At 63.7% G+C, this 1,901-nt stretch carries 3 protein-coding genes; all 3 read right to left on the reverse strand.

The annotated features are described in order from the left end of the window. On the reverse strand, positions 1 to 858 hold an 858-nt coding region (locus tag HX846_RS29775; protein ID WP_178966751.1), incomplete at its 3' end, for a glutamate-1-semialdehyde 2,1-aminomutase. Between the two features lie 17 nt (positions 859 to 875). Beyond that, positions 876 to 1,499, reverse strand: coding sequence for a thiamine phosphate synthase (gene thiE, locus HX846_RS29780; protein ID WP_177020941.1), 624 nt, complete (start codon positions 1,497 to 1,499; stop codon positions 876 to 878). An 18-nt stretch (positions 1,500 to 1,517) separates the two neighbouring features. Then, positions 1,518 to 1,901 (reverse strand): bifunctional hydroxymethylpyrimidine kinase/phosphomethylpyrimidine kinase (locus HX846_RS29785; protein WP_178966752.1); only part of this gene is annotated, 384 nt, incomplete at its 5' end.

The raw sequence follows: 1,901 nt of genomic DNA on the forward strand, positions 1-1,901 counted from the left end.
GATGTGTTGCATGATTTCGCGCTTGCCGCCGAAGCAGCCCACCGGCATGCCGCCGCCGATGATCTTGCCGAAGGTGCTCAGGTCCGGCGTGACGCCGTAGTAAGCCTGGGCGCCGCCGAGGGCAACGCGGAAGCCGGTCATCACTTCATCAAAAATCAGCACCACGCCGTGCTTGTCGCACTGTTCCCGCAGGCCTTCCAGGAAGCCCGGCGCCGGCGGCACGCAGTTCATGTTGCCGGCCACCGGCTCGACGATGATGCACGCCACTTCCTGGCCGACTTCGCTGAGCATCTGCTCGACGGCAGCGATGTCGTTGAACGGCAGGGTCAGGGTATGTTTGGCAAACGCGGCCGGCACCCCGGCGGAGCTCGGTACGCCTTGGGTCAGTGCACCGGAACCGGCCTTGACCAGCAGGCTGTCGGAGTGGCCGTGGTAGCAGCCTTCGAACTTGATGATGCTGTCGCGGCCGGTAAACCCACGGGCCAGGCGAATCGCGCTCATGGTGGCTTCGGTGCCGGAGCTGACCATCCGCACCATCTCCATGGAGGGCACGATGGAGCACACCAGGTCAGCCATCTCGGTTTCCATGGCGGTCGGTGCGCCATAGGAAAGGCCGTGTTGCAGCTGCTGGCGCACCGCGTCCAGTACTTCCGGATGGCTGTGGCCGAGGATCATCGGGCCCCACGAACCCACGTAGTCGACGTAGCGCTTGTCATCTTCGTCGGTGACGTAGGCGCCTTCGGCATGCTTGAAGAACAGTGGGGTGCCGCCAACGCTCTTGAACGCTCGCACGGGAGAGTTTACACCGCCGGGAATGTGTTTCTGGGCATTGGCAAACAGGGTTTCGGAACGGGACATGATCGTGTTCTCTGAATTCAAGATTTTAGAAGATCGTTGAAAGCGCGGGCGCGGCGCGTGACTTCCTGGGTGCTGTCGGCACCAAACAGGCCGTGGACCACTGCCAGCAAGTCGGCACCGTGGGCCACCAGCGGCTCGGCGTTTTCCAGGGTGATGCCGCCGATCACGCAGATCGGCAGGTGCAACCGCGCGCGGGCCTGGGCCAGCAGTTCAACGGTGGCTGCCGGCGCGCCGGGCTTGGTGTTGGAATTGAAGAAGCGGCCGAAGGCGACATAACTGGCACCTTCGCGTGCAGCCTGCTCGGCCAGTTCGATCTGGCTGTGGCAGGTGGAGCCGATGATCGCCTTGGAACCGAGCAGCGCACGGGCCGGGGTCAGCGGGCCGTCGGTCTGGCCCAGATGCACGCCGACGCCGAGGCGTGCGGCCAGTTCGGCGTCATCGTTAATGATCAGTTGGGTCTTGTAGCGCGAGCACAGCTCTCGCAGTTTTTCGGCTTCCCGCAGGCGGCGCGCTTCGTCACTGCTTTTATCGCGGTATTGCAGCAGGGTCACGCCACCGTCCAACGCCGCTTCGACGTAGGCCAGGAACTTGCCGGCCAACAGTTGGCTGTCGGTAATGGCATAAAGGCCACGTAGTTTCATCGGGCAGGCCTCTTGGTGTTACGAGCAGAAATCCAACGGCAGACGACGAGGCACGAATTGCCCCTGGCCGAGTTGTTCAGCGTCACGCAGGGTGCGCCAAGTGTAGTTGAGGGCCGATTGCACCGCGCTGACCAACCCTTCGCCTTGTGCCAACCGACCGGCAAGCGCGCTGGCCAGGGTGCAGCCCGAACCGTGATAACTGCCGGGCAGTCGCTGGCAGGTAAAGGTCTGGTGCGTGCCGTCGCGGCTGTAGAGGCGGTTGTGCACTTCGTGCTCGTCGCCATGGCCGCCGGTGATCAGCAGGTGCTTGATGAACGGCAGCAGTTTCGCTGCGCATTCGTCCGCCGTGCCCTCGGGCAATTCGGCGAGGATGCGTGCTTCAGGCAGGTTGGGGGTGGCGAT

Origin of the sequence: Pseudomonas sp. K5002 (assembly GCF_013386655.1) — a bacterium.
Classification (GTDB): Bacteria; Pseudomonadota; Gammaproteobacteria; order Pseudomonadales; family Pseudomonadaceae; genus Aquipseudomonas.

Coding starts and splice junctions, on each gene's coding strand:
- thiE (WP_177020941.1), bottom strand. CDS start 1,499: ATGAAACTACGTGGCCTTTATGCCATTACCGACAGCCAACTGTTGGCC.